Annotated in this window: 18 protein-coding genes; 12 read left to right on the plus strand and 6 right to left on the minus strand. The window is 39.6% G+C overall.

Features of this window, described 5'->3' with window-relative positions:
- Window positions 1-102 precede the first annotated feature (102 nt).
- The 3 genes from HRT50_RS06885 to HRT50_RS06895 all read left to right on the plus strand — a co-directional run bounded on the left by HRT50_RS06885 (window position 103) and on the right by HRT50_RS06895 (window position 3,772).
- Window positions 103-483: a BlaI/MecI/CopY family transcriptional regulator gene (locus HRT50_RS06885; protein WP_291612721.1), complete on the plus strand. Its 381-nt coding sequence runs from the start codon at window positions 103-105 to the stop codon at window positions 481-483.
- Window positions 484-582: 99 nt separating this feature from the next.
- Window positions 583-2,652, plus strand: a complete 2,070-nt coding sequence (locus HRT50_RS06890) for a M56 family metallopeptidase (RefSeq protein WP_291612723.1) — start codon at window positions 583-585, stop codon at window positions 2,650-2,652.
- A gap of 115 nt (window positions 2,653-2,767) precedes the next feature.
- Window positions 2,768-3,772, plus strand: coding sequence for an alpha/beta fold hydrolase (locus HRT50_RS06895; RefSeq protein ID WP_291612725.1), 1,005 nt, complete (start codon window positions 2,768-2,770; stop codon window positions 3,770-3,772).
- A 12-nt stretch (window positions 3,773-3,784) separates the two neighbouring features.
- Here HRT50_RS06895 and HRT50_RS06900 read toward each other — a convergent pair whose 3' ends face one another.
- Window positions 3,785-4,705: a cation diffusion facilitator family transporter gene (locus HRT50_RS06900; RefSeq protein ID WP_291612727.1), complete on the minus strand. Its 921-nt coding sequence runs from the start codon at window positions 4,703-4,705 to the stop codon at window positions 3,785-3,787.
- 80 nt (window positions 4,706-4,785) lie between these two features.
- On the opposite strand from HRT50_RS06900, the gene trmL reads away from it, so the two are divergent.
- Window positions 4,786-5,250 (plus strand): tRNA (uridine(34)/cytosine(34)/5-carboxymethylaminomethyluridine(34)-2'-O)-methyltransferase TrmL, encoded by a 465-nt coding sequence (gene trmL, locus HRT50_RS06905; protein WP_291612729.1) that lies wholly within the window; start codon window positions 4,786-4,788, stop codon window positions 5,248-5,250.
- Window positions 5,251-5,348: 98 nt separating this feature from the next.
- Here trmL and gpsA read toward each other — a convergent pair whose 3' ends face one another.
- The 4 genes from gpsA to HRT50_RS06925 are packed head-to-tail and all read right to left on the minus strand — an operon-like array spanning window position 5,349 to window position 7,698.
- Window positions 5,349-6,353 (minus strand): NAD(P)H-dependent glycerol-3-phosphate dehydrogenase, encoded by a 1,005-nt coding sequence (gene gpsA / locus HRT50_RS06910; RefSeq protein WP_291612731.1) that lies wholly within the window; start codon window positions 6,351-6,353, stop codon window positions 5,349-5,351.
- 49 nt (window positions 6,354-6,402) lie between these two features.
- Window positions 6,403-6,900: a protein-export chaperone SecB gene (secB, locus tag HRT50_RS06915; protein ID WP_291612733.1), complete on the minus strand. Its 498-nt coding sequence runs from the start codon at window positions 6,898-6,900 to the stop codon at window positions 6,403-6,405.
- Window positions 6,901-6,953: 53 nt separating this feature from the next.
- Entirely contained in the window at window positions 6,954-7,214 is a 261-nt protein-coding gene (gene grxC, locus HRT50_RS06920) for a glutaredoxin 3 (protein WP_291612754.1), read from the minus strand.
- 58 nt (window positions 7,215-7,272) lie between these two features.
- Entirely contained in the window at window positions 7,273-7,698 is a 426-nt protein-coding gene (locus HRT50_RS06925) for a rhodanese-like domain-containing protein (RefSeq protein ID WP_291612734.1), read from the minus strand.
- Window positions 7,699-7,910: 212 nt separating this feature from the next.
- Here HRT50_RS06925 and gpmI point away from each other — a divergent pair, with 212 nt between their 5' ends.
- From gpmI to HRT50_RS06940, 3 genes are all read left to right on the plus strand, one after another.
- Entirely contained in the window at window positions 7,911-9,473 is a 1,563-nt protein-coding gene (gpmI, locus tag HRT50_RS06930; protein ID WP_291612756.1) for a 2,3-bisphosphoglycerate-independent phosphoglycerate mutase, read from the plus strand.
- 59 nt (window positions 9,474-9,532) lie between these two features.
- Window positions 9,533-10,768: a peptidoglycan DD-metalloendopeptidase family protein gene (locus tag HRT50_RS06935; RefSeq protein ID WP_291612736.1), complete on the plus strand. Its 1,236-nt coding sequence runs from the start codon at window positions 9,533-9,535 to the stop codon at window positions 10,766-10,768.
- A gap of 132 nt (window positions 10,769-10,900) precedes the next feature.
- Window positions 10,901-11,656: a divergent polysaccharide deacetylase family protein gene (locus HRT50_RS06940; RefSeq protein WP_291612738.1), complete on the plus strand. Its 756-nt coding sequence runs from the start codon at window positions 10,901-10,903 to the stop codon at window positions 11,654-11,656.
- A 20-nt stretch (window positions 11,657-11,676) separates the two neighbouring features.
- Here HRT50_RS06940 and HRT50_RS06945 read toward each other — a convergent pair whose 3' ends face one another.
- Window positions 11,677-12,441: a serine protease gene (locus HRT50_RS06945; protein WP_291612740.1), complete on the minus strand. Its 765-nt coding sequence runs from the start codon at window positions 12,439-12,441 to the stop codon at window positions 11,677-11,679.
- A gap of 196 nt (window positions 12,442-12,637) precedes the next feature.
- On the opposite strand from HRT50_RS06945, the gene HRT50_RS06950 reads away from it, so the two are divergent.
- The 5 genes from HRT50_RS06950 (at window position 12,638) to HRT50_RS06970 (ending at window position 19,140) form a co-directional block, all read left to right on the plus strand.
- Window positions 12,638-13,477, plus strand: a complete 840-nt coding sequence (locus tag HRT50_RS06950; protein ID WP_291612742.1) for a patatin-like phospholipase family protein — start codon at window positions 12,638-12,640, stop codon at window positions 13,475-13,477.
- A gap of 123 nt (window positions 13,478-13,600) precedes the next feature.
- Window positions 13,601-15,217, plus strand: coding sequence for an acyl-CoA ligase (AMP-forming), exosortase A system-associated (locus HRT50_RS06955; protein WP_291612744.1), 1,617 nt, complete (start codon window positions 13,601-13,603; stop codon window positions 15,215-15,217).
- 17 nt (window positions 15,218-15,234) lie between these two features.
- Window positions 15,235-16,485: a pyridoxal-dependent decarboxylase, exosortase A system-associated gene (locus HRT50_RS06960; protein ID WP_291612746.1), complete on the plus strand. Its 1,251-nt coding sequence runs from the start codon at window positions 15,235-15,237 to the stop codon at window positions 16,483-16,485.
- A gap of 89 nt (window positions 16,486-16,574) precedes the next feature.
- A complete protein-coding gene (locus HRT50_RS06965) occupies window positions 16,575-17,399 on the plus strand; it encodes a PEP-CTERM/exosortase system-associated acyltransferase (RefSeq protein WP_291612748.1) in 825 nt (274 codons plus the stop codon).
- Between the two features lie 67 nt (window positions 17,400-17,466).
- Window positions 17,467-19,140, plus strand: a complete 1,674-nt coding sequence (locus tag HRT50_RS06970) for an FAD-binding protein (protein WP_291612750.1) — start codon at window positions 17,467-17,469, stop codon at window positions 19,138-19,140.
- Window positions 19,141-19,223: the final 83 nt, after the last annotated feature.

The raw sequence follows: 19,223 nt of genomic DNA on the forward strand, positions 1-19,223 counted from the left end.
GTACTCGATATAAGCTTAGACAAAATACGATTAATTTCGTATCTTGTCTAAGCATTATAAAAATGATTAGCCTAATAAAAATCATCAAAAAAGGAAGTGTACATGGCGCATGATAAATCTACTCTGAAGCCCACAGAAGCAGAGTTAACATTACTCAATGTTCTTTGGAAAATGGGTCCAGCTACTGTAAGACAGGTTCATGATGTTGTTAGTTCGACGCAAAAAACTGGTTACACCACCGTTTTAAAAATATTACAAATAATGCATGAAAAGACATTAGTCATTCGTGATGAAAGCAATCGAGCTCATGTTTATGCTGCGGCAAATAGCCAAACACAAACGCAAACATCACTTATTAGAGATTTAATCACAAAAGCCTTTGGTGGTTCTACCTCTAAACTGGTAATGCGCGCTATTGATGACTCAACCAGCACTGAAGAAATTAATGATATTCGTCAGCTGCTAAATTCATTAGAAAAATAGTACGACTCTACTTTGACTATGTTTGATCAATTATTTAATAGCCCTTTTTTATATAGCTTATCGCTAACCTTAGTGCACTTTGTGTGGCAAGGCTTATTGGTGGCCTTCATTCTAAAGTCGGCGTTATTTATTATTGATAAAAATAAGTCGATATTGCGTTATGCCGTGGCAACATTGGCAATGTTTTCAAACGCAGCACTAGCACTACTTACCTTTTTCATGGTGTACCCAGATACAAGCTCAGGTATTAATAGTAACCTTAGCCCTATTCCGTTAACCAGTTTAGTCAATGAGTTAACTCAGAAAAGTACTTTGTTAAGCTATCATGAACTACTGCCTTCAATATTAGCTCACTCCTTGCCTTACCTTTCGTTGCTTTGGCTGGCGACAATTTCCATACTGGCTTGCAAGCTTTTAATTGAAGTTCGAAATGTAAATAACTTACCTTTGCATTCGAGTGTTGCCCCCTCTTCTGCTTTACTCATCCGTTTTAATGAATTAGCTCAGCAGATAAAGCTAACAAAAACACCCAAGTTACTCATCTCATTAAAAGCCGAAGTACCTATGGCAATAGGCTGGTTAAAGCCTGTAGTATTACTACCCGCTAGCATGGTCACTGGCTTAGATTCTGCGCAACTTGAAATGCTTATTTTACATGAACTGGCTCATATTCGTCGTCATGATTATTTAGTTAACTTTTTACAAACACTTATCGAGTTATTATTTTTCTTCCATCCAAGCGTGCATTGGATTGGTAAACAAATGCGTAATGAACGAGAATATTGCAGTGACGATATTGCCGTACAGCATTGCGGTGATGCCATTGCCTATGCGCACACGTTAACGGATACCGCCTCGTTATGCGCCAAAAATCATTTTCATACAATTCCAACCATGGCAATGGCAGCATCGGGTGGTGATTTAAAAGCGCGCGTACTGCGCCTTGTTGATCACCATTGTGCACCGAGTAATAACACCAGTAAATGGCTCGCTGCCATTAGCCTTTTGCTAGCATTAACCTTACTTAGCATAAATCAATTGCTGACCATGCCATTCGCCCAACAGCTAAATGATCAATTCCCATGGCAAGAAAGTAATTCACTTAGCAAAAATATATTCCAATCAAGGTTAACTGGCTTTGATAACAGCCATGCAGAAAAACAGACAATGGCAAACGACTCAATTGCTCAGCAATTACTGAGTCGTGAAAATAGTTTTACCAAGCCTTCCCTCGTCGGCATAGCTATTAGCCAAAATAATACTAAACCAGCAGTTATTAATAACAGTAAATTAACCACGGCGGCACTTAAATCCTTAACGGTTATACAGAGTCAAGTGACTGTCGAGCCAGTACTTAAAACAGCTCCTATCTTTAACCAAGAATTTAAGCAGGAATTTAGTAAGGATAAAATACAAATAGCTGAGTTTTCGCTGACCGATGAGCAAGTAACATTGCCGAAACAGCTGGACAACTCGAATGAAAAACAAACTTTAGCTCAGCTTAACCTAGCTAATGATGAAGTAAGTAAGATCAAGGGTGACTTAGTAGGTAAAGCATCGGCACAGACTATATATACGCCAACAATGACTCGCCTAACTCAATCAAGCCAAATAACGAAAGCTGTTCAAGCCAAGCAAGCGTTTAAGTCAGCCGTTATAATAACTAAGCTGGACCCCATAGAAAGTTTCGATAAAAAGTTTCCGGTGACATTCAATAACGCATTGCCGAGTAATGCCAGCGCTTATACTCACCTGTCATATCGCCAAGAGATCGACGAGTTAGCCCGACAAAATGATCTATATGTCGCCTCACACGCTCTCAATTCAATAACGAGTGTGATAAACAAAGTAAATGAATTAGCTGCCTCTCACCAAATAGCCATCGAAGCACCAAGTTCACATGAAGCTAAGTTGTTGAACTCAATCAGCCCGGTTTATCCAAGCCTAGCTAAACGTCGTGGTATTGAGATGGAAGTGAAGGTAAATTTCACCATTGATCGTTATGGTAAAGTAAAAGATATTAATTTTAGTCCGCAGAGTAAACTTATCTATTTCAAATCGGCTATTCGCTCAGCAATTCGGAAATGGCGCTTTAGTCCTGCAACAAAAGACAACCACACAATTGAAAGTAAAATGAGTAAAATATTCTCTTTTAGCTTGCATGCATAATTTGCATATTTCATAGTAAAATTTAGATAAAATCCTGCTTCACCCCGAGTAATATCAATTATACTGTTCAGTAATCATTACTGCTTATCTACTTATCTACTTATAAGGTTGCAACGTGAGCCATTCCGCACAGTTTAATCAAGAAGTAAATCTTAAAGGGAAGTTGCCTGAGCAAATAACAACCTTCTGGCAGCAAGGCTTGTTTAATTCTTTTTTAGGAACTGATGAAGTAAGTATTCATTATGCACAGTTTATTCAGCAAGGAACTGAACGACCAACAATCGTCATAGTACCAGGTCGTTGTGAAAGTTATTTGAAATATCAAGAGCTCAGCTTTGATTTATACCAGCAAGGCTATAATATTTTTATTATCGATCACCGAGGCCAAGGCTTATCAGGGCGTTTACTTACCAATTTTAACAAGGGCTATGTGGTTACATTTCAGGACTACGTAGAAGATTTACGCTATTTTATTGAAAATATCATTAGTCAGCACTGTGCCGATAAACCCTACCTATTAGCTCATTCCATGGGTGCTGCCATTGCCACTCGCTTTATGCAAGATTCAAGCAATGCCATTAAAGCTGCAGTTATCTCATCGCCTATGTTGGGCTTCAACTCAGGTATATTACCAACTGCCATCGCTGAAATGATGATAGCGGCCAAACTAGCACTCAATAACTTAATCAGTAATAACCCTTGGTATTTTTTCGCTCAAAGAGACTACTCACCAGTCAGTTTTGCCCATAATAGGCTAACTCACTCAGTACAGCGCTACCAAATATTTATCGACTTATACAAAAATAACAAGAGCATTCAACTTGGCGGGGTCACTAGCCATTGGTTAGCACAGGGCATAGCAGCACAAAAGCAGATCTTCGCTCAGCTAGCTCAACTTAAGACGCCGATATTGTTGTTGCAAGCAGGCAGCGACATTGTAGTTTGCCAACGAGCACAAGATGATTTTTGTCAGCAGTTACATGCCCTACAACCGCAATCTTGCCCCAAGGGAATACCAAGTAGGCTTGATGGCGCCTTGCACGAATTATTCTTTGAAGTAGATGATTATAGAAACAGCGCCTTAAATCAGAGCCTTGCTTGGTTCAAACAACATAAATAATACCCCCAGTATTTAGCTAGTAGCATTTTTTGACTGCTCACTTTGCACCACAGAGCTAGGATCGTGGTGTATAAAGACTTCACAAGGGGCGAGCAGGCGACAAATTTCAGCTTCAATTTCGTCGCCTATGCTATGGGCTTCAAATAACGATAAGTCATCACTTAATTCTAAATGAAACTGCACAAAGCGCTGCACCCCCGACTGTCTAGTGCGCAACTCATGAATGCCTTTTGCTTGGCCATGGTTTAATACAATAGCTCTTATTTTTGCCAGTTCATCATCGCTTAACTCACTATCCATCAACTGGGCAACACTTTGCACCATAATTTGACCCGCGCCAAAAACGAGGTATAAGGCTACTAATATGGTGAACACACCATCCGCGTGTAACCAGATACCTTGACTCAAAATAATGGCTGCTAAAACCCCTAGATTGAGCAATAAATCCGATTGATAATGCAGGGCATCACCACTAATAATAATGGAGCCTGTACGCTTTATTACGTAACGCTGAAAAGCAACTAAACAGAGGGTTAAGGCAATAGAGATAATCGTCACCCAAATAGCCACTTCACCTTGCACTATAGGTTGCGGATTAAGTAAACGAGAAACGCCACTAAAAATAAGGATTATGGCCGATCCAAGCACAAATGCTGCCTGCACTAACCCGGCTAAACTTTCAGCTTTACCATGACCAAAACTGTGCTCTTTATCGGCTGGTGCCAGAGCAAAACGCAGAATAACGATACTCATTATTGAAGCGAATAAATCTAAAATAGAGTCAGTGGTAGAAGCGAGCATGGCACTCGAATCTGTGACTAGCCAAGCATAGAGTTTAATTACTACTAAGATCAAGGCTATTGAGGTAGAAGAAATAGCTGCTAACCGTACCCAGTATGCATATTCGTCCGTTGATATTGTGCTTTTCGCCATAGCTAATCCTTGAAGAAAAATTAAGATCTGAAAGTCATTAATAGTTATAATAACAAAAATTTTATCAGATGATGATTGTTATGCTAGATGTTGTACTTTTTCAACCGCAAATCCCGCCAAATACTGGCAATATAATCCGTTTATGCGCCAATTCAGGCTTTCGTTTGCATTTAATTGAGCCATTTGGTTTTGATTTAGATGATAAAAAATTACGTCGTGCAGGATTAGACTATCATGAATTTGCTGCGATACAACGTCATGCAAACTTCAAAGCCTTCATTGATAAAGAGCAGCCAAAACGAATATTAGCCATAACCACTAAGACCAACAATTTTTACGGTGATGTTAGTTTTAAAATCGGGGATTATTTATTGTTTGGCTCAGAAACCGCAGGATTACCCGAAGAGGTTCGTGTACAAATCCCTGATGAAGATAAAATTAGAATTCCAATGCTAAAAGAAAGCCGCAGCATGAACTTATCAAACGCAGCAGCAGTAATTGTTTATGATGCTTGGCGTCAACTAGGTTTCCCTAACGCGGTATAAGCAGTTTGGTATAGGTGATAGCAACAAAAAAGGGTAAATCAGTCTTTGACCGATTTACCCTTTTAAATATTCATATTATTGATAATAAAGTGAATAGGTTACTCAAATTTCTTATCACGTGAAAGTAAGTCAGCAGCCGCTAACTTGGCATCCTTTCCGCGGTAAAGTACTTGATAAACCTGCTCAACAATTGGCATTTCCACACCATGTCGTTGGGCTAGCATATAAACTTCTCTAGTATTACGATAGCCTTCAACTACTTGACCGATATCAGTAATCGCTTGCTCAACTTCACTGCCCTTACCTAATGCTAAACCAAAACGACGATTACGAGATTGGTTATCGGTACAGGTAAGTACCAAATCACCTAAACCGGCCATGCCCATAAAGGTTGCTGGCTCAGCATTTAACGCTAAACCTAAGCGGGTCATTTCAGCTAAACCACGGGTAATTAAGGCGGTACGTGCATTAGCACCAAAGCCAATACCATCGGCTATACCCGCCGCAATAGCGATAACATTTTTAACGGCACCACCGAGCTGAACACCAATAAAATCTTTATTAGCATAAACTCGAAATAGTTTTTCACAATGCAATAAGTCTGACAACTCAGCAACAAAATCATCATCCTCAGAAGATAACGAAATAGCGGTAGGAAAACCTGAAGCCATTTCTTTAGCAAAGGTAGGCCCTGATAACACCGCTAAAGAAACATTGTCACCGAGTATTTTAGTGGCAACTTTCTGCAACAAATCACCAGTATCAGGATCCAAGCCTTTGGTAGCCCAAGCAATTTTTTCATTGCCCGTTAACATTGGCTTAATTTGTTTAAGCATATCTGCAAAAGCATGGCTTGGCACCACAACTAAAATATTATTACTTGCTTGCACTGCCTTTTTTAAATCAGCTTCTAACACTAATGCTTCAGGAAAAGGACAGTCGGCAAGATATTTATTGTTTTCTCTATCTTGCGCCATAGTAGCGACATGATTAGCATCACGCCCCCACAACAAGGTTTTATGACCATTCCTGGCTAAACAAATTGCTAGCGCTGTGCCATAGGACCCAGCACCAAGCACAGTAATTTTTGCAGCTAAAGACATATACAACCCAATTTATAAACTAATGATATTTTCAACGAAGTGCTAATAACTAGTGTGTTTCAGTACTTTGTGGCACGTTTTCTTGTGCGGCACGTTGTTGTACATAAGAAGCATATAAACCTTCAAAATTAACTGGTGTTAAGTTAAATTGTGGGAATGAACCACGGTTTACTAGGCTTGCTACTGTCTCACGAGCATACGGGAATAATGTTGTCGGGCAAAAAGCGCCAATAGTATGGGCTAACTGTGCTTCAGGTAAGTTACCAATAGTGAAGATACCCGCTTGTTGTACTTCAGCTAAGAAAGCTGTTTTGTCTTCTACAGTAGCAGTAACAGTTACCGATAATACAACTTCATAAGTATTATCAGCTAATTTAGTGGAGCGAGTATCAAGATCTAATTTGATTTCAGGTTTCCAATCTAGTTGAAAAATAGCCGGAGAATTTGGCGTTTCAAAAGAAACATCTTTAGTAAAAATACGTTGAATGGCAAATTCTGGAGATTGTGCTGCTGCTTCATTGTTTGCTACTTGATTTTCTTCAGCCATGAGAGGCTCCTATTTTATAATTGTTATAATTTTTAATTTAATGGACTTGAGTATTAGTTTACCGCTAACAGTCCATCCAACTGATTATTCATTTCTAAGGCCACTAACTGATCGCAACCACCGACAAGTTCATCATTAATAAATATTTGTGGAACGGTATAACCACCATTACTGCGCTCAATCATGGCACTACGTTTAGTCATATCACCATCGATCTTGATTTCATTGTATTCAACTGACTTACCTTTTAGTAAGGTAAGAGCATGAGTACAATAAGGGCAGTACATTTTGGTATATATATCAATTTTTACCATTTTTATTTCTCTGTCATAAATGAGTGACATGGATCAGTTCAGTGGTCCAGCTATATAATTACTTAGCGACAGGTAAACCTGCACCTGTCCAACTGTTCATACCACCTTTAAGCACACTAACACGGCTGAAACCAGCTTTGAATAAATCGTTAGCTATTTGCACCGCACTCATGCCGGCAGCACATACTACAATGATGGGTTTGTCTTTATATTTTTCAAGACTAGTCAGGCCTTTTTCTTTGATTTTTTCACTAGGTAAGCTGATAGCTTCAAGAATATGACCGGCTTTAAACTCTTTGTCCTTACGGATATCAAGCGCAATACCTTCTTCTCTATTCATTAAAAAAGTTAAATCTTGTGTGCTTATTTGTTTAATCGGTGACATTTTCATTTTAATTGTCGTGACGATAATCATTACCACTAAGGCAACCCAAACCGCGCTCAGCATGCCATTTTCGCCTGCAAAAGTAATTAATTGTTCCATAAATAAAGCCCATTTTTATCAAATTTCGAATCGGCACATTATACGCAAACCACTTAAAATTGCGAGCATATCCCGCGAGCTACAACTTAGTAAGCCAACATGGAACATTTCAATGTTAAATCCTTAGTGAATAACACCATCCTAGGGTGTACAATACTTGGCCATACAGCATGGAAAAGACTAAACAAAAACTAAATATAACGGGGAAAATAATGGCGAATAAGAAATCAACGGTACTGATGATTCTAGATGGTTGGGGATACAGAGAAGAAACTAGCTCAAACGCGATTCATCGAGCACACACGCCAGTATTAGATGATTTAAAAGCCAATTACCCTAATATGCTAATTGATACTTCAGGCATGGCAGTTGGCCTACCCGAAGGGCAAATGGGTAACTCTGAAGTAGGTCATGTAAACTTAGGTGCTGGCCGTGTGGTTTACCAAGACTTTACTCGAATTACTAAAGCAATCAGCGATGGTGAATTTAAGCACAACCCAACTTTGTGCCAAGCGGTCGATAAGGCTGCCGCAAGTAATAATGCAGTGCATATTTTTGGTTTACTTTCTCCTGGCGGCGTTCATAGCCATGAAGAACATATCTTCGCCATGATGGAGCTAGCCAAACAGCGTGGCGCTAAAAAAGTTTATTTACATGCATTTTTAGATGGTCGCGATACGCCGCCGCGAAGTGCAAAAACCTCTTTAGAAAAAGCTCAACAAAAATTCTCCGAACTATTTACGGATGCTGACACCGGTGAAGGACAAATAGCTTCTGTTATTGGTCGTTACTATGCCATGGATAGAGATCAACGCTGGGAGCGCGTTGAAGCGGCTTATAATTTAATGGTTAGTGGTACAGGGTTACACCAATATAATAGTGCCTTAGATGCTCTTGCTGCGGCCTATGAACGTGATGAAAATGATGAGTTTGTCGGCGCCAGCGCAATAACTACGCCATCGGGTGAAACTATCAAGGTAGCCGATGGTGATGCGTTAATTTTTATGAACTTTAGAGCAGACCGAGCACGTCAATTTAGTCGTTGCTTCACTGAAGAAAATTTTGAAGGCTTTACCCGCAAAAGCATTCCTGCTATCGGCGACTTTGTTATGCTGACCCAGTATGCTGCTAGTATTGATGCACCTTCGGCCTTTGCGCCAGCGACACTCAATAATGTTATGGGTGAATGGTTAGCTAAACATAATAAAACTCAATTACGCATTTCTGAAACAGAGAAATATGCCCATGTCACTTTTTTCTTTAGTGGCGGTAAAGAAGATACTTTTGCTGGCGAAGAACGAATTTTAGTGCCATCACCTGATGTGGCAACCTACGATTTACAGCCTGAAATGAACTCAACCCTGCTTACCGATAAACTCGTTGCTGCAATTGACAGTGGTAAATACGACTTTATCGTTTGTAACTATCCAAATGGCGACATGGTTGGTCATACGGGTAACTTTGATGCTGCAGTAAAAGCCTGTGAAGCTGTAGACACTTGTGTTGGTCGAGTTGTTGCTGCCTTACAAAAAAATGGCGGTGAATGCTTAATTACTGCCGATCACGGTAATGCCGAGCAGATGGAAGATCCTATTTCAGGTCAAGCTCATACAGCCCATACTTGTGAACCTGTACCGCTAATTTATGTTGGTCGTCAGGCTACCCCGGCAACTTCTGGCACTTTAAGTGATATCTCACCCAGTATATTGCACCTAATGGGCATGGAACAACCAGAAGAAATGACCGGTTCAATTTTAATGCCGCTTACGAAGTGATAGTAAATCTATAGCCCATACCCATGAGATCTCGAGAAAAATCTTCACCTTGAGATAACATGGGTTTAAGTGATATATTGGCTGTTGATTTATTGTCACTTTCGATTACGAGATTGTTTATCCACACTTATTTATCAAATAAACACTTAGCGCCGCTAGCCACCGTAAGCTTATTAATACTAAGTTTACTGTTTGCTTTTCCCGCGCAAGCTGAACAAAGTAATCGTAATAAAACGACACAAACACAAAACCGTGCCAAACTCAGTGATGTTCAGCAAGCCATTGCTAAACAAGAATCCAATATTTTTGATACCAATAAACAACGCAGTAATCTAGAGCAACAACTAAAAACGGATGACCTTGCTATTGCTAAAGTAGCTAAAGCAATCAATAAAATTGAGGTTGAGCTCAGTAACACCCAAGTAAAAATAACCACGCTAGCAAAAGAAAAAAAGCAATTAACCTTAGCAAAGCAACAGCAAGAGCGTTTATTAGCTCAGCAACTTAGAGCTGCATATACCACTGGCCAGCACGATTATCTGAAACTACTGCTTAATCAAGATCAAAGTGAGAAAATTCAGCGTACCATCAGTTACTATCAATATTTAAATCAGGCAAGAACAAAAGAGATAGATCAATTTCAAGCGACCATAACGCAATTACTGCAAATAAGCACAGAGCATCAAGAGCAAGTTGAGTATCTACAACAACTCAAAGTAGAGCAATTACAGCAAGATACTCAATTACGGTCCAGTAAAACTCAGCGAAGTAAAACCTTATCAAAGTTAAGCCGAAAATTACTTTCCAGCCAACAGCAATTAAATAAACTTAAAGGCGAAGAAGATAACTTAAACCAAGCATTAAATAAGCTAGCCGCAATTATTCAAGCGGAAATAGATTTAACCGGCTTAAGCAAATTAAAACGAAAGTTATCTTGGCCTGTTAAGGGACGCATGTTGCACCGCTTTGGCACCCGAAAACAAGGTTACTTAAAGTGGAAAGGGGTATTAATTACTGCACCAATTAGTCGCCAAGTTCAAACTATTCATAATGGCACAGTGTTATTTTCTGACTGGCTGAAAGGTTATGGTTTATTAACCGTTATTGACCACGGCAATGGCTATATGAGCCTTTACGCGCACAATCAAACCTTACTCAAATCCGTTGGCGATCGTGTCGAGACTGGCGAGCCTATCGCTTTAGTCGGCCAAAGTGGCGGCCAAGAACAATCAGGGCTTTATTTTGAAATTCGTCACCGAGGTAAAGCCCTTAATCCAAAGCTATGGTGTAAATAAGGCGTCAGCATTTATTTATTCAGGTAATTTAGTCAAAAGCTATTTTTTTTAGCTAAATTACTGCTAGGCTTTTATTAAATATAATAATTATAAGAATCCCATTATCCTGTGCTAATTACTCTGTTAAAAAATATGCCTTTTAAATCTACGCTTTCCCTAGTACTTTTTTCGCTGATAAGTTATCAAAGCCATGCTCAAACTAATCAAGTTGCTATTATTATCGATGATATGGGCTATAGGTACACAGATAAACACGCTTTAACCCTACCGGGTGATATTACTTATGCCTTTTTGCCGCATACCACCTACGGAAAAAAGCTTGCCATACTGGCCAATAACGACAACCACGATGTGCTAATTCATATTCCAATGGAGTCTAAGAATAGAGAGAAATTAGGTCCAGGGGCGTTAACTAGTGCTATGGATGAAGATGCCTTTAAAAAAAGTTTAACCAAATCCTTTGCTGAAATCCCGTTTGCAATTGGTATTAATAATCATATGGGCAGCTACCTCACGCAACTTTATCAACCTATGGCTTGGACCATGGACTTTTTAAAACAACATGAGTTACTCTTTTTAGACAGTAAGACCAGCCCACATTCAAAGGCGAAACAAGCGGCGCTAGACTATGGTGTACCGGTAAAATCAAGACAGGTTTTTTTAGATAATGAATTAACTGATGAATATATTAGTCAACAATTTAAGCAACTAATAGCAATTGCCCAAAAACATAACACAGCAATTGCTATTGCTCATCCGCACCCTGAAACAATGGCAACATTGAATAAGTTGATCCCAACATTAGCCTTGCATGGAATAGAGTTAGTGCCTCTTTCACGTTTATATCCAAGCTCAAATGCTAGTAAAGTTATAACGGTTAGCGAGTAGAGCTTATAGAAAGGTTTTTGCTATATTGAAATATCATGCTCTCTAAGCACTTGCTGTAAATACTTTACCGGGATTGCGTAAGTGATACCGCTGGGATTACTAATAACCGCTTCTTTAGTCGACTGCACAAACACTTTATTAATTATGCCAACAACCTCGCCAGTTTTCATATCATACATAGCGCTACCACTATTCCCAGGGTAGGCGGTAGCATCAAGCTGATAAACTAAGTAGGGGTTGCGCATTCTTTTAAGCATTTTTAAATTGATTTGCTCCGCAGATACTGCCGGAACAACGGTTGGTGTAATGCTGGCGATGATACCTCGGTGAGTAACTGGGTATAAACCTAACACGCCGCCGATAGGGAAGCCGGTAAAAGCAATAAAACTACCATCAGGGATAAATTCACCACTAGCTAGTTTCATTGCCGGTAAGGCAGGTCCCGATATTTTTAAAATAGCTAAATCATATAAGCTGGAAGTCGCCACGATTTCAGCCTCTCTGACCTTGGCATTTTTACCTGTGCCAATAAAAACTGCCATTTTTTGTAATAGGCTTTCATTTAATAAGGTCGGCAGTACATGGTCATTGGTGACTATGTAACGGCCATTACCAATGACAAAGCCTGTGCCCCGTAGGATGTTTTGCGGGCGACTAGTCGGGGTATGCACGCCAATACCCACAACTGATGGTTTAATTTTTGCAACGACTTCAACAAAGTCTGCATGAGCGTATGGCATAACAAAAAAAACAAAAAAACTAATAATCTGTAGGTATCGTCTCATAATTTTCCCTAAATAATTGATGCGATATTTGTGCACAAAACAAAGTCTACCCTAAAGCCTCGCTGATATAAAATGCTTTACCTTATACTTGCTAGACAATAATTTTCGCAAAATTGCTAACTTTGTTCATAATTAAGGCTAAAGTCTGCTGTAAAAATGTAATTAGCCGATCTGTCCTTTGCTGTAAGGGGGTTAAATGAATAATACTATTGTACCTATATTTGCTGGTGGCGGAACTCGTCTACCGGCTCATTTGGGTGTGTTAAAAGCACTAGAGTTACTTGATATCAAGTTTGAAGATTTAGTTGGCGTATCTGGCGGTAGCATTATTGCCAGCTTTTATGCGTCTGGTTTAACATTAAGTGAAATTAAAACTATTGCTTTGAAAACTAACTACAATGACTTTCGTGGTTTTTCATTACTCAAACTTATTCGTCACGGAGGATTATGCTCAGGCGATGCTTTTGAGCGTTGGGTAGACAATCATTTACAAGGAAAGACTTTCTCTCAATTAGAGAAGAATCTTCACATAGTTGCTACCGATGTCACTAACGGTAAACCCGTGATTTTTGATGCTGAATTAACCCCTGATATGAAGGTGTCACAAGCAGTACGTTTTTCCATGTCTATCCCACTAGTCTTTAGTTTTAAACCCTTTGGCAAACGTATTATGGTTGATGGTAGTATTTTATCTGAAGATGCCTTACATCGCGACTGGGATCATAAAGGTACGCCAGTGCTATGTTTTCGTTTACGCGGTGAGCATGAATATGATCAACTTGATGTTAATGGCTTATTTCCTATATTTAACTATGTCACCTTACTTATTCGTACTTTTATGACCACTATTTCCCGTGAGTATATTAACGAGAATTTTTGGCATAATACCATAGTGATTAATATAGGCGAGTATTCTGCAGTTGACTTTAAAATGACGACAGAGCAAAAACATCAGCTCTATAAAATAGGCTTTCAAACAGCAATGGAAGTTATTCCGCTAAAAATGAATATGGTAACTCATGAGATAGCTCATTAAATTATAAGCATTCATTTAACAGCACTTGCCTAGATGATGCTTTCACCGTCATAATAGCCTTGATAAATATACTTATATAACTAACCTGAGATCAGCTTAGTTAGTCAATTTTCAGGAAGATAAATGACCACCTTTGTTCATGAGCTAATTAGCCATAGTGCACAGCGCTCTCCCAATTCAATCGCGCTGCAAATAAAAGCTAACCAGCTTAGCTATGCTCAACTTGAAAAAGAAGTGAATAAGGTAGCACAAGGTTATTTATCACTCGCTATTAGCCAAGGCGATCGAGTTGGTGTTTATTTAGCCAAGAATCAAGAAAATGTACAAAGCATGTTTGCTTGCTCTTTACTCGGTGCTGTTTTCGTCCCTATTAACCCAGTATTAAAAGCCCAACAAGTTCACTATATTGCCAATAATTGTCAAATAAAGCTGCTCATTACCAATAATTCCCGACTAAAGGCATTAGCACCATTACTGGAAAGATTTACCTCTTTAGTAACCATCATAGTCATTGATGCCGATGAACAAGCATTAGCGCAACAGGCTTTTAGTCAGCAATTAACTATTACTAGTTGGCAAAGCTTTATAAACCAAGGTCAACAAGCCTGCAAAGACCTGAAAAACTCTATTGGCCCTAATGATCTAGCCGCCATTTTATACACCTCTGGCAGTACCGGACAGCCAAAAGGTATTATGCTGAGTCACGAAAATATTATTCTCGGGGCAAAGTCAGTGAGTATGTATTTACAACAAAGCGCTCACGACAACATTCTCTCGGTATTACCCTTAAGTTTTGATTATGGCCTAAATCAATTAACCTGTTGCTTTCTAGTAGGGGCAAAGTGCATATTACTCGATTACTTAATGGCAACCGATGTAGTAAAAGCCATTGCCAAATATGAAATTACTGGCTTAGCCGCGGTGCCGCCACTTTGGCTGCAACTTAGTAAAGCAACATGGCCAAAAGGCGCGGCACAATCAATGCGTTATTTTACCAACTCTGGCGGCGTACTCCCTTTGCCAACTTTAGCCGCATTACGAAAACATATGCCCCAAGCTAAACCCTATCTTATGTATGGTTTAACTGAAGCTTTCCGCTCTAGTTTTTTATCACCACAGGAAATCGACAATAGACCCAACTCAATGGGCAAAGCCATCCCTCATGCGGAAATCCTCGTTTTACGAGAAGATGGTAGTACCTGCGATAGCGATGAAGTAGGCGAATTGGTTCATATCGGCCCATTGGTAACCTTAGGTTACTGGCAAAATGAAGCAGCGACTGCCGAGCGCTTTAAAACAACACCTAAACAAGCAATCAATGAACAAGACACACCACTCGCGGTATTCTCTGGTGACTATGTTAAGCGTGATGCCGACGGGTTTCTCTATTTTGTTTCAAGAAAGGACGCCATGATTAAAACGTCTGGTTATCGGGTCAGCCCAACAGAAATAGAGTCGGTATTGTTACAACTACCTCAGGTAGATGAAGCGGCGATAATCCCTAGCCCCTCAATTGAATTAGGCCAAGCTATAATCGCACTTGTTGTCTGTTCTAGCGACAACCAAGAAGAAGCGCAAACCCAAAAGAGTATCATCAGGCATTGCCAACTTAACTTGCCTAACTATATGATACCAAAAGAGGTAATGCTTTTAACGGAATTACCGCGTAATGCCAATGGTAAAGTAGATACCAAGCTATTGCAGAAGAATTATAACAAGCAAACATACTCACTTAATTGATAATAACTGGCAGCAACATGAAGCAATCGCAGACCAACTTAACAACATCACTCAAGGACTTTCTACCGACAAGTAGCGAACTTTCTGTTGGTAAGTTCTCGTTAAATCAAATAGAAAAACTGGTATCAAAGACACCTTTTTATGCTTATGACCGACAGCTAATTATCAATAGAGTCAGTCAATTAACCAAAATTTTACCGAAAGAGGTTTCGCTACATTACGCCATAAAGGCCAACCCTTACCCTAGTTTGGTGCAATTGATGGCTGCACAAGTATCAGGCTTTGATGTTGCCTCAAAAAAAGAAATGCTCTTGGCAATGCAAACGGGAATGCCGGTAAGTAAAATTAGTTTCGCTGGCCCGGGGAAAACTGTCGAGGATATTGAGGCCGCCATAATTGCCGGAGTAACGCTACATGTTGAGTCAGAGGGTGAAATAGCTAAGATTGAACTGGCTGCCAAACAATTAAAGCTCAAAGCAAATATTGCCATTAGAGTTAATCCTCAATTCGAGCTTAAATCATCAGGTATGAAGATGTCAGGTGGCGCAAAACCCTTTGGTATTGATGAAGAGAAAATTCCTCAGGTGCTAAAAGACCTGCCTCTAGCGCAAGTAAACTTACGCGGTTTTCATATTTTTGCTGGCTCACAAAACCTCAATGCCGATGCTATCATCTCAGCCCAACAACAAACATTTGCTTTAGCACAGCAATTAATCGAATTAGCAAATCAGTTAGCCAAAACAAAAATAGCTTACCTTAATATTGGTGGCGGTTTTGGTGTACCCTACTTTGCTAACGAGCAATCATTAGCCGTTACCCTAATTGCCGAGAACTTAACCGCTCTTATAAAGCAATATAAAACCTTAGTTGACGGTGTAGAACTTATCTTAGAATTAGGCCGTTATTTGGTGGCAGAAGCGGGTATCTATGTCTGTAAAGTTGTTGATATTAAGGTCTCTCGTGGCACAAAATATTTAGTGTGTGATGGCGGTTTGCATCATCACCTGGCTAACTCAGGTAATTTTGGCCAAGTGATCCGCAAGAACTATCCGCTGGCCATTGGCAACAAACTCAATGGCAATGAGCTAGAGCAGGTTAACATTGTCGGGCCATTATGCACGCCGCTTGATATTTTAGCCGACAAAATCATATTACCTAAAGCCATTCTTGGCGATTATGTTGTAGTCTTTCAATCGGGTGCATATGGTGCTTCAGCAAGCCCTAAGGACTTTTTAAGTCAGCCGCAATTAAGTGAAATATTACTTTAAACCATAATTTGACATTAATGATAGCTAAACTAGGTTAACGACTATACTCGTATTAGCCTAGTTATTTTCAATTTCATCATGGAATAATAATGAACTGGAATAAACGATTATTGAACACACCTATTATTGGTTTAATCACTAAAAAAATTGTCTCTGCGAAGGCAAGTAGAGAAGCGCATAGCATTTCAGATCATTTCACTGAATTTTTGCAACCTCATGTCGCCTTAAACCCAGAGTTAAGAGAAGAGGCCTTTAAAATTCGTCATAATGTTTACTGCGAAGAGCTCGCTTTTGAAGATGTTAGAGAAAATGGCCAAGAAACAGATGAATTTGACTGTCAATCTCTTTTTTCGTTAATTAAGCATAAACCTACAGAAACATTCACCAGCTGTGTGCGTTTAGTCACCTCAAAAGGCCCTGATGAATTGCTGCCCATAGAAAAATATTGTATGGACTCAATAACCAACGAAGAGCTTAGCCCTAAGCGCTTTAACCGTGCTGAAATAGCTGAAATATCACGACTAGCGGTAAAGTCTGATTTTCGCCGTCGTAAAGCTGATCACTTTAAGGGCTCGGGTACTGGTGTTATTAGTGAGATTAGCTATTCGGAAACAGAATTACGTTGCTTCCCTTTTATTGCCATAGGTTTATATATGGCGGCAGCAACCATGGGCATGAACACGGGTATACGCCATGTCTATGTAATGATGGAACCGAGACTCGCGCGAAGCATGAAGTTTATTGGCATTACCTTTCAACAACTTGGCCCTCCCGTTGATTACCATGGTTTACGCGCTCCCTATTACATCAACCCTGAGATATTTATGAAAGATCTTTCCCCTGGCTTTAAAAGTCTTTATAAAACTATTGAAAAAGACATCTGCTTGCAACTAAAACAAATGGACTTAACTTAACTAAGCTTAATTTAATCAAAATATAAACTACTACAATTTAACAGCGGCTTACCGCTAAGTGCCTCTCATGTCACCACAACTTGCTTCTCTCATTGAAAACGTCCTGACTAGCGATTCGAGTTTTTCATTTGATTCTCAGCAGCTTTCGCGTTTTATGCTGGGCACAGAAGGACTCGCTTTCTTTGATAAAAAACAAAGACAGCTAATGGGCGTTATTACACTCAGCCAAGCTAGCGAGATTAAGCTAATACTAGATTTAGCCAACCAATGCGCTAAGAATGAAGAACTAGCTTTTTCTTTGTATCCAATCAGTACTGGCAACAATTGGGGCTATGGCACTAGTCAACCAACGGGCCTAAGCAATAATATTATTCTTTTAGATTTAGGCCGATTAACAAACATAACTCACTTTGATAGCGAGTTAGGTCTAGTTACCCTAGAGCCAGGAGTCACCCAGCAACAATTAAGTGACTTTTTACATCAGCATAATCATGATTATATGGTGCCCGTCACGGGCGCTGGCCCGAGTTGTTCCATACTAGCCAATGCGTTAGAGCGTGGCTACGGTATAACGCCTTATACCGACCATTTTAGTGCCGTTACCAGTATTCAAGGATATTGGGCTAACGGCAGGCCTTATCAGTCTGCGGTTAACGAACTAGATGCCAGTGAAGACAAGTTAGTTGATAAAACCTTTAAGTGGGGACTTGGTCCTTACCTAGAAGGGCTGTTTACTCAGTCAAACCTTGGTATTGTCAGTCAAATGACCATTCGCTTAGCGAAAATAAAACCTGATTTCACTTCTTTTTTTATCCAAATGCAAGATGATGCCTTGCTTGAAAAAGCAGTGCCTTTGATCAGGGACGTATTACAAAGCTATGAAGGTATTGTCGGGGCAATTAACTTAATGGATCAGCGTCGCTTATTATCAATGTTTGCCAAGAACCCGAATGGTAGCGATGCTCACCAAGTCATGCATAGTAATGATATTAATGAGCTAGCTACCGATTTAAGAGCGCCTAGCTGGACCATTGTTGGCAGTATTTACGGTACTACACGAGTCGTTAATGCGGTAAAAAAAGAAATAAACAACATTTTCAAGCAACTACCATGTAAGCGTATCTACTCAAATAGTCCGACCATTGTCCTCGCAAATAAAGTAATTGATATTTTACCCCCCTGGTTAATCGAGAAGATACCGACGCTAACTAAGGTCGCTGAGCAGCTTGATTCATTTAATAAAGGTAAAGAAATAATGCTAGGCAAGCCTAATAAAGTTGCCTTGAAATTGGCTTATTGGCGGCATAAAGACGCAGATAGCTTTGATAAGGAGACACTATCACCCGGTCAAGACGGTTGTGGTTTACTTTGGTATGCGCCATTAATTACCATGAAAGCAAAAAAAATGCGCGAGTTTGTCGAATTTATTAGAGAAACTTGTCCGAAATTTAATATTGAACCTTTTATTACTTTTACCAACTTAAAACACGACTGCGTTGATAGTACCATCCCAATTGTCTTTGATTTAAGTAACCCCAAGGCGGTTAATGATGCCCATAACTGTTTAAAAATGTTGGTTGAAGAAGGGCTAAAAAAAGGTTTTGTTCCTTATCGGCTTAATGTTGATCAGCAGCAATGGCTACTCAATAAAGACAGTGACTTTTGGCAAACTGTTAATCAGCTCAAAAGCAGCTTAGACCCTAATAATATTTTGAGTCAAGGAAGATACAACCCTCGCTAATTAAGCCACGGCTAGCGCATTTTAATCCCAGACTCTAGCAGGGTTGAGCGATAATTATCGTCTAGCCCTGCCATTTTCTTTTT

This window comes from Colwellia sp. (assembly GCF_013215345.1).
In the GTDB taxonomy this organism is placed as follows: domain Bacteria; phylum Pseudomonadota; class Gammaproteobacteria; order Enterobacterales; family Alteromonadaceae; genus Colwellia.

Bases quoted from the DNA above. Each gene is read 5' to 3' on its own strand.
- HRT50_RS06965 (WP_291612748.1), top strand. From the start codon at position 16,575: ATGAACTGGAATAAACGATTATTGAACACACCTATTATTGGTTTAATC.
- HRT50_RS06950 (WP_291612742.1), top strand. From the start codon at position 12,638: ATGAATAATACTATTGTACCTATATTTGCTGGTGGCGGAACTCGTCTA.
- grxC (WP_291612754.1), bottom strand. From the start codon at position 7,214: ATGGTAAAAATTGATATATATACCAAAATGTACTGCCCTTATTGTACT.
- gpsA (WP_291612731.1), bottom strand. From the start codon at position 6,353: ATGTCTTTAGCTGCAAAAATTACTGTGCTTGGTGCTGGGTCCTATGGC.
- HRT50_RS06935 (WP_291612736.1), top strand. From the start codon at position 9,533: ATGGGTTTAAGTGATATATTGGCTGTTGATTTATTGTCACTTTCGATT.
- HRT50_RS06945 (WP_291612740.1), bottom strand. From the start codon at position 12,441: ATGAGACGATACCTACAGATTATTAGTTTTTTTGTTTTTTTTGTTATG.
- gpmI (WP_291612756.1), top strand. From the start codon at position 7,911: ATGGCGAATAAGAAATCAACGGTACTGATGATTCTAGATGGTTGGGGA.
- HRT50_RS06940 (WP_291612738.1), top strand. From the start codon at position 10,901: ATGCCTTTTAAATCTACGCTTTCCCTAGTACTTTTTTCGCTGATAAGT.
- HRT50_RS06925 (WP_291612734.1), bottom strand. From the start codon at position 7,698: ATGGAACAATTAATTACTTTTGCAGGCGAAAATGGCATGCTGAGCGCG.
- HRT50_RS06970 (WP_291612750.1), top strand. From the start codon at position 17,467: ATGTCACCACAACTTGCTTCTCTCATTGAAAACGTCCTGACTAGCGAT.
- HRT50_RS06900 (WP_291612727.1), bottom strand. From the start codon at position 4,705: ATGGCGAAAAGCACAATATCAACGGACGAATATGCATACTGGGTACGG.
- HRT50_RS06960 (WP_291612746.1), top strand. From the start codon at position 15,235: ATGAAGCAATCGCAGACCAACTTAACAACATCACTCAAGGACTTTCTA.
- HRT50_RS06955 (WP_291612744.1), top strand. From the start codon at position 13,601: ATGACCACCTTTGTTCATGAGCTAATTAGCCATAGTGCACAGCGCTCT.
- secB (WP_291612733.1), bottom strand. From the start codon at position 6,900: ATGGCTGAAGAAAATCAAGTAGCAAACAATGAAGCAGCAGCACAATCT.
- HRT50_RS06885 (WP_291612721.1), top strand. From the start codon at position 103: ATGGCGCATGATAAATCTACTCTGAAGCCCACAGAAGCAGAGTTAACA.
- trmL (WP_291612729.1), top strand. From the start codon at position 4,786: ATGCTAGATGTTGTACTTTTTCAACCGCAAATCCCGCCAAATACTGGC.